This is a genomic window from Candidatus Nanopelagicales bacterium (genome assembly GCA_037045355.1).
In the GTDB taxonomy this organism is placed as follows: Bacteria; Actinomycetota; Actinomycetes; order S36-B12.
Genome location: JBAOHO010000007.1, coordinates 1 through 8,341, shown reverse-complemented (window position 1 = coordinate 8,341; position 8,341 = coordinate 1). Strand labels below are relative to the sequence as shown.

Genomic DNA, 8,341 nt, shown 5'->3' with positions numbered 1-8,341 from the left:
GAGCGCGAGCAACCCTAGGACGACCCGCCGCCCGACGGGGGTGCCTTCGGAGGAAATGTCCACCAAGCCATGATGCGCCCACTTCCGGGACCTGTCACCAGCACTACCCTCGGAGCATGCGACGTGTCGGCCTCACGGGAGGCATCGGATCGGGGAAGTCCACCGTCTCCGCCATGTTCGCCGAGCTCGGTGCGGACGTCATCGACGCCGACGCCGTCGCTCGCGAGGTGGTCGCGCCAGGCACTGAAGGGCTTCGTACCCTCGTCGCGGAGTTCGGTCCGGGGATCTTGTCCGCCGACGGCGCTCTCGACCGTGCCGCGATGGCCGCGGTGGTGTTCGCGGATGAGTCAGCGCGCGCACGGCTCAACGCGATCATCCATCCCCGGATCGCCGCCCGCACCGCAGAACTGATGGCCGCCCTGCCCGACGATGCTGTGGTCATCCACGACGTACCGCTGCTGGCCGAACTGGGACTACAGGACGCCTACGAACTGGTGGTCGTCGTCGACGCCCCGGATGAGGTCCGGGTCGCGCGGCTGATCGACCGCGGGCTGGCGGAAGCCGACGCCCGGGCACGGATCGCCGCCCAGGCCACCCGAGAACAGCGCCTGGCCATCGCCGATGTCGTGCTCGACAACTCCGGGGATCTCAAGTCGCTCAGGGCGCAGGTGGTGAAGGCATGGCCGATGATTGCCGGGAGGCCTTGACCAGTTGCGGCCCGAGCCACTTCCAGTACCACCGCGCGCCCTCCTCAGTGAAGTGCACACCGTCGGTGTGCATCTGGATGCCGTCGATGGTCCCCTGATAGCCGTCCTTGCACAGAATCGACCCAGGATCGATCACCGCCGCATCCACCCCTGACCGGTCGACCGCTTCGCGGGCTGCCTCGTTCACCGCAGCCACCCTGGCCGGGTCGTTGACGACATTGGCATAGCGGCCGGCCTGGAACAGCACGGCATCTGGCAGGTCGAGGTCGGGCGCCCCGTGACATGTGTTCAAGACCACTGCCACGTTCGGCGTCACTGCAGAGAGTTCCTCAAGGACGCGCTCGTAGTCGGCCACGGTCGCGGCTTTCCACCGAGGATCGGTGTAGGGAACTTGTTCACCGTCGATCCACCGGTCGTACTGCTCCCAGGGACCCGGGAACATGACCCCCAGATTCGCCCCGGACTCCGCGATGCGCTGCCCCCGTTGCGCATCCCAGGTCACGCACTCATCACGCAACGGCATGGGCGACCCATTGATGGCGGCCTCGAACGGCACGAGTCCGCACCCGAACTCGGTACCGGGGAGCACGCTCATGTCCTTGGTGGTGCCTGGTGTATACGCGGCGAACAGCGACAGAGCCACAGAGTCCCCGACGAGGATCGCGCGAACCCCCTCCACCGCCGGGGCGGATGCCGATGGCGTCGGACTGGGTGTCGAGGTCGGTCCTGGCGTCGGCGTCTGACTGGCAGCGTCACGGATAGCTTCCAGGGAGTCGTCAGCGGACGGTCGGGTCGTCGCCGCGGTGATTCCCACCAGGCCGAGGACCACCAGAGGCGCTGCAAGGACCGCCGCCAGCCGTTGCGACTGTGTCAGCCTGCTGCGCGCCCCTCGTCTGACAGGCATCTCCACGAGGTAGTACGAGAGGGCGGCGACGGCGAATGTCACTGCCAAGCGCAGGACGAGTAGCGCCGTGCCGGAGATACCGGTTCGGCCGGGGCTGAGGATCACGTAGACGGGCCAATGCCACAGATACAACCCGTACGAGACCGTCCCGATCCACACGATCGGCCGCCACGCCAGTACCCGTGCCACGAAACCCTGCGGCCGTGCCACCACCGACGCCAGCACGACGGCTGACACCAGTGCCACGAGCAGGAACCCGCCGTTGTACAGCCAGTCAGAGGTGTCGTCCGTGAGTCCTAGGAGCAGCACGAGGGCTGCAAGTCCGATCGGCGCCAGCCAGGCGGCCGGACTTCGCACCTTTTCGATCACTCCGGGGGTGAGAAGACTGGCCAAGGCAGCACCGAGCAGAAGTGCGAGCAGTCGGGTGTCGGTGCCGTAGTACTCCCGGGATGGATCAGAGCCGGGCATGTGCAGGAACGACATGAGGCCCGCTGACAGCAGGGCGAGGGCGACGAAGATGATCACCCACCATCTCCGGTGCTTGACCCTCGGCAGCAGTAGCACCAGTACGACCGGCAGGAGCAGATACCACTGCTCCTCGATCGCGAGTGACCACGTGTGAGTCAACGGGGACGGATCCTGGAACTGCGCGAAGTAGGAGTTCCCCGACGCGATGAACCACCAGTTGCTGACGTAGAACAACGTCGCCAGAACATCGGCGCGGACGGCGCTCGCCGCTTCTCCTCGCAGGAACGCGCCGTAGACCAACACGGTGATTAGAACGAGGAACAGTGCGGGCAACAGACGCCTGGCCCGCCTGCCCCAGAACGCTGGCAGGTCCAGGCGACCGTTGGCCTCGAACTCGAGCAGGAGCAGCGTGGTGATGAGGAATCCGGACAGGACGAAGAAGACGTCCACACCCAGGAATCCGCCACCGGCGACCGCGACCCCACCGTGGTAGAGCATGACGGCGAGGACGGCCAACGCCCGTAGACCGTCGAGCGCAGGGCTGTAGGGAAGCCGGCCCGATGACGTGTCGCTCACGCCTGGTCGACCTCGGTGATCTTCTGAAGGATGTGTGCCCACACCAGTCGTGCCCCGCTCGGTGTCCAATGGACTCCATCGTCGCGCATGACCCGGCCATCCTTCTTCACCAACGCACTACCGTCCGCTAGGCACGTGAGACCTGTCAGGTCCACGTAGTGCACATCTGGCATGTCCGAGATTCCGGCGCGGATCAACGCATTGACGGTGTCGACCCGGGATCGATCATTGAGCACCGCCTGATCGTTCAGCGATGCCATACACGGGACTCCAAGCACGAACACCGGTAGACGCCCGCCGTCACTGGCGAGCGAGGCTGCCTCCCGGAACGCTGCAACGAACGGTTCGTCGAACCCCGGCTCGCCGGGGGGGATCGCCCCGCTCGGCCCTGCTCGATCGAAGAGATCCCACACCCCGCTGCCGATCACCGCCACGTCGGGGGTTTGGCTCGCGACCGCCCGACGCCACCTGTCCTGCCATCCGCTGCACCGTTCCTGATCGATGGTGGCGCCATTCTGGACGAACGGCGCACCCACCAATCCGCACCCCATGGGGGTCTCGCCCGCCAGATGTGTTTCCGGATACTGGTCGGTCGGGAAGGCCACCGCGAGGCTCAGCATCGTCGAGTCGCCACCGGCGAAGATCTGCCTCGGAACGCTTTGCGTGGCCGGCCAATCGAGATCGTCAGGGTCCGGGAGGTGACGAGCCGGCAGCATGACAAAAGCGGCGATCGAACCTGCCGCGCACGCGTAGACCAGCCACTGGCGACTGGGCCTGAGCCGGGAGAATCGACCAAAGCGGATAGGACGCTCGACAAGTACGTAGGAGGACAACGCGAACATGATCGTGACGACCATCGACCACATCTGTAGCGACAGTCGTGCGTCGCCACGGCTTCCCTGCAGCCAAAGAAACACGGGCCAGTGCCACAAGTACACGCCGTACGAGATCAACCCCAGCCCTACTAGCGGCCGCCAAGATAACAGCCTGGCGAGGGCCGGGGAGCCAAGGATTCCGTAGATGACCATGCCCGCCATGACCGCCGCCAGCAGTAAGCCTCCTCGGAACATCACCTCCGTGGACGGAGGACGGATGAAGGCAACCGTCAATCCGACGAGCCCCATGCTCCCCACAAGGCCAGGTGGTACCCGACGAACAACGCCTGGTCGGTCGCCCACATGGGGTAGGACGAGGGCGAGCAGCGCACCGAACAGGAGGGCCTGCACTCGAGGGACAGTCCCGTAGTACGCCCATGACTCGGCGCCGGTACCGCTGGCGTACGCCATACTCGCGGCGGAGACCACAATCAGCACGCCCACTAGCACGACAAACCGACGCGTGGGCCACCGAATCCCGACGAGTGCGAACAGCACCGCGAATCCGAGGTAGAACTGCTCCTCGATGGCCAAGGACCACGTGTGGACCAAAGGCGATTGACGGCCGAACTCCGCGAAGTAGTCGCCTCCGGTGAGGATCTGGAACCAGTTGGTCGTGTAGGTCAGGGCACTGAGGATCTCACCCCTCCACACCGCTGCATCGACCTGCGGTACCGCCAGCCGGGCGATCGCCACCGCAAGCAGTACCAGGAGAAGCGGCGGCGCAAGTCGTCTGGCACGTCTGAGCCAGAACCCCGCGAGCGCGATGTGACCACGGGCGAGCCCCTCGCGTCGCAGGAGGCCGGTGATGAGGAATCCGCTGAGAACGAAGAACACGTCCACACCCAGGAATCCGCCCTGCAGGGGCACTGACGCCGTGTGGAAGAGCATGACGGCTGCGACGGCGAACGCGCGAAGACCGTCCAGCGCCGGGATGCGGCGGGCGCTACCCGGCACGTCGGCTCGGGTTGCCGCCCCCGATTCTCCACGAACGTCGGTGCTCACGGCGGCAACTGTGTCACGGGCAGAGGCACGGTGTCACCGGTTTCGAGGTCGGCTCGGTTCCCGATTCGGATGTCCGTCACGCACACCGTGATGCTAGGTGTGCCTATCGACACGAGCACGTCCTGGGCGGGTCCGTTGACCGGGAAGTAGACGACACTTAGTCCTCCGGGCTCGACCGGGACCGTGTGAATCGTGCCGCCCACCGCCATATTGAGATCCGTCGCGGTCTGCGTGAAGTACGCCACGCGGGCATAGAAGTCCCACGCGATCACGTCGCCGTCGAGCGGAACGCTGCGGGGAGCCGTCGTCACGGCGTATCCGCAGTTCGCGTCAGGACCGGGCAGCGACGTTGGACCCAGCACAGTCTGTTCGCGGACGTTTCCGTCGGAGTCGAAACCGAAGAGCCGATCCGCTGCATAGGTACCAAACGTGGGGGCTCCCGGAACCGGGGTCATCACCACCTCGGCGTTGGCGTACGGCGCCATGAGCCCAGGATGGATGAGGTCTTCCGGCACCCCCTGATTGAGCACCGTTTGACCTTCTGGAATGAGGGGGAACCCCGACGCGGCGTTTGCCATGTAGACACGCGCGTGATTGCCCATCCAGTCCCGGGCGGGCACCAGAGTCGACACCACGGCGGACGCGCTCACACAGAGCACCAATACGGCGCCGAGACGGGTCAAACGTCGGCGCCCTGCGGTCTCGATGGACACGCCCAACACGAAAGCCAGGGCCACGGGCCAGACGACGTCGAAGGTATAGCGGTAGGCCGTGCTCTCCACGGCCGTTCCGGAGCGTGCCAGCCCGGCGATAACAAGCACGCACAGCACGAACGCGAGTGCCCAGGCGACCAGCCCGCGCAGTTCCCGGCGTCGCCACCAGATTGCCACGGACCCAGCGATCGTCGCGACCGTCGCGAGGAGTGCTAACACGGGCGGCGGGGCGGGATTGGTGACGATGGGGGGCCACTCGGGGGGTGGGATCTCGAACCACTGCCAGGGCCCACCCCAGATCGCGGGCAGGACGTTGAGCGTGAGCATCCTTCCGATGTAAGCGGGCAGCCGTAAAGGGTCGAAGCCTGAGCGGGTGATGTCACCGCTACTCGCAACGACCAGGAGGACACCCAGAACTGAGGCGAAGCCCATACCGATCCAGACCGGCCGTTGCCACGTCCAGGCGCGGCGCGCACCATGCGCCGCGGAACGTACTGTGGGTACGGCCGCCACCACGACGAACATGAACACGGCTGCCATGAATCCCCGGCTGAACGACAGCGAGGCGGCCAACGAACACAGCAGGGCCGCCCACACCGGACGGGAGTTTCCGGCATCACGGGCTCTGAGCAGCAGGTAGGTGCCGACGACGAGGAACAGTTGGTACGGCGCCGCGTAGATCGACGCAGCCCACCAGGTACTGGACTCGAAGCCGAATAGGCTCAGACCCACGAGAAGCAGGAAGCTGGCTGTCACAGCATCCGAGTCGGTGATCCGTCGCATAAGCATGGCCGCAAAGACCAGGGTGAGCCCCCAGAGGACTGCTGAGAACAGTGCCAGGGCCAGGTGAGAACCGGGGAACAGGTGCTGCAGCACCCACTGGTTCAGCAGACCGATCGGGTTGACGTGGCCGCCGTAAGACCGGGTCAGGTAATCGAGGTTCAGCGGCTCAGTGGCGGCCCAGTAGCGGAAGGCGAAGTCATCGGCGTACAGGTACCCACGCACAGATACCAGCGTGCGCGCGCCAACCACCAGCACGACAGCAGCAATTGTGAGGCGATGGTTCGCAATCCCCCATCTGTTCGGCACACGCAGAACATACTTGGCGGCAGGTCGGACGTGCCGCAGGAGGGCTACGAATCCGTGACTGCGCGAAGGATGAACCACCAGAAGTACTCGGCCCCAGCATCCGTCCAGTGGACACCGTCGGTCCGCAACGCAGTCCCGTTTACCTCTGTGACCGGATCCCCGTCACGGCAGGTCAGAGGGGTCAGGTCGATGAAGTGGACATCGGGTGTGCTCCGCGACACTTCCTGCAAGATGGCGTTCAGGTGCTGCTGTCGGACGGGATCGTTCAAGGTGGGCGCGTAGAACTCGTGTGTCGCGCCGTGGCAGGGTACCCCTACGAGGTAGACCGGTCCGCCCTGTGGGGGCCGGATCACCTCGATCGCCTCGCGGATCGCCGACGTCACCGTCTGCTGGTACTCCGAGGAGCCGGGCGGCGCGGAGACACCAGATCGCACAACGTCGTACATCTCCCAGACACTCTCCATGAGGATCGTTGCCCGCGGCGCCTCTTCCTGCACCACATCCGCCCAGCGGTCTTGCCAGCCGTCACACTCCGGTTTCGCCGCGTCAAGATCCGCGCGCTGCAGCACTCTGCTGCGCAGGCCGCATCCCAGCGGGGTCTCTGCTCTGAATCCGACCGACGGGTACCGGTCCCGTGGAAAAGCAGCCTGCACCGTGTACGCGGTGGAGTCGCCGAACAATGCGATCTTCGCGGGCAGGGCCTCGGCGCTGGGCCACTGCGAGTCGGGCGGAGGAGCACCACGTGGCGACCGTCCGGTCCCAAGGGCGGCAACGATCACCACCGCCATCGCTGAGGCGTAGATGAACCACTGACGCCACGCAGGCATCCGAGAGAAGGCGCCCCAGCGCATCGGCCCCTCGATCCACCGGGTGGTGCACCACGCGAGTATCACCGACACCGTGATGGCCCACATCTGCGCACCGAGGCCGGCGTCTACCCGTCCCTGGATCCAGCAGGAACACGGGCCAATGCCATAGGTACAGGGCGTACGAGATCCCTCCGACCCACACCAGTACCCGGGCACTGAACAGGCGCGCCAACAGACTCGATGAACTGTCCAGGAGTGCCCAGATCAGAACCGCCGCCAGCACAGCCGCGATAGTGAGTGTGATGACAGACAAATCGCTGTACCACGGGCGAGCCCACCCCATCGTCGCGAGCAATCCCGCCGCAGCGAGCCAGCCCGCGATCTGTACGGACGGCCGTGCTGGACCAGGTCTCACCATCCCCACACGAGTGACCAGCCCACCCAGGGCAGCCCCCAGCAGCAGTGCTTGGATGCGGGTGTCCGTGCCGAAGTACGCTCGCATGGGATCCGAGCGCTCATGCCAGGCCCATGCGGCGCTGATTGCCCCAAGCGCGCCCAGCAACCCACTGAGGACCAGCCTCCTGGCCCGCAGTCGTAGGAGCAACCACAGGATCAGCGGCAGACCCAGGTAGAACTGTTCCTCGATGCCCAGTGACCAGGTCTGCAGGAGCGGCGAGGGCTCCAGCCACTCCTGGAAATACGACGTGTCACGGGCGATCGCAAGCCAGTTGGTCATATAGAACAGCGCCGCGAGCACCTCGACAGACAGTTCCGACGACCTGCCGGGTCGATATGCCTCGACCAGGACCACCGCAAGCACGACGACGACCAAGGTGGGCCCGAGACGACGTGCTCGCCTCAGCCAGAACGCCCGGAAACTGGTCCTGAGCCGGTCGACGTCGGGGTCCAGCAACACTGTGACCATCAACAGTCCTGAGAGGACGAAGAACACGTCCACACCGATGTATCCACCGCTGAGCCAACGCCCATCGGTGTGGAACAGCAGAACACCGGCGACTGCGAGACCGCGCACACCGTCGAGTGCCTTGTAGTAAGAACGCCGCGGATCGGGTCGCGACGTGCCCTCCGTGACCATTAATCGCTGGCCGGAGTCGGGGGACACTCTGCGAGGGTACAGATTCGGGCCCCACCAAGAGTCACTCGATGGGGCCCGAACAGGAACTACATGGGATCA

General features: G+C 65.5%; 6 protein-coding genes. 1 reads left to right on the top strand and 5 read right to left on the bottom strand.

The window, feature by feature from the left end; all coding sequences use genetic code 11:
* Positions 1-116: 116 nt before the first annotated feature.
* On the top strand, positions 117-707 hold the full coding sequence (gene coaE, locus V9E98_00915; GenBank protein MEI2715558.1) for a dephospho-CoA kinase: 591 nt from the start codon (positions 117-119) through the stop codon (positions 705-707).
* Here coaE and V9E98_00910 read toward each other — a convergent pair.
* The 5 genes from V9E98_00910 to V9E98_00890 all read right to left on the bottom strand — a co-directional run bounded on the left by V9E98_00910 (position 658) and on the right by V9E98_00890 (position 8,269).
* Positions 658-2,655, bottom strand: coding sequence for an acyltransferase family protein (locus tag V9E98_00910; GenBank protein ID MEI2715557.1), 1,998 nt, complete (start codon positions 2,653-2,655; stop codon positions 658-660). The two genes, coaE and V9E98_00910, sit on opposite strands and share 50 nt — an antisense overlap.
* Positions 2,652-4,535 (bottom strand): acyltransferase family protein, encoded by a 1,884-nt coding sequence (locus tag V9E98_00905; protein MEI2715556.1) that lies wholly within the window; start codon positions 4,533-4,535, stop codon positions 2,652-2,654. Before V9E98_00905 ends, V9E98_00910 begins: the two co-directional genes overlap by 4 nt.
* Entirely contained in the window at positions 4,532-6,286 is a 1,755-nt protein-coding gene (locus V9E98_00900; protein ID MEI2715555.1) for a hypothetical protein, read from the bottom strand. The genes V9E98_00905 and V9E98_00900 overlap by 4 nt, the downstream gene beginning before the upstream one ends.
* 95 nt (positions 6,287-6,381) lie before the next feature.
* The gene (locus tag V9E98_00895; protein ID MEI2715554.1) at positions 6,382-6,990 is read right to left on the bottom strand and encodes an SGNH hydrolase domain-containing protein; all 609 of its coding nucleotides are present in this window, start codon (positions 6,988-6,990) and stop codon (positions 6,382-6,384) included.
* Positions 6,884-8,269 (bottom strand): acyltransferase, encoded by a 1,386-nt coding sequence (locus V9E98_00890; GenBank protein MEI2715553.1) that lies wholly within the window; start codon positions 8,267-8,269, stop codon positions 6,884-6,886. The genes V9E98_00895 and V9E98_00890 overlap by 107 nt, the downstream gene beginning before the upstream one ends.
* Positions 8,270-8,341: the final 72 nt, after the last annotated feature.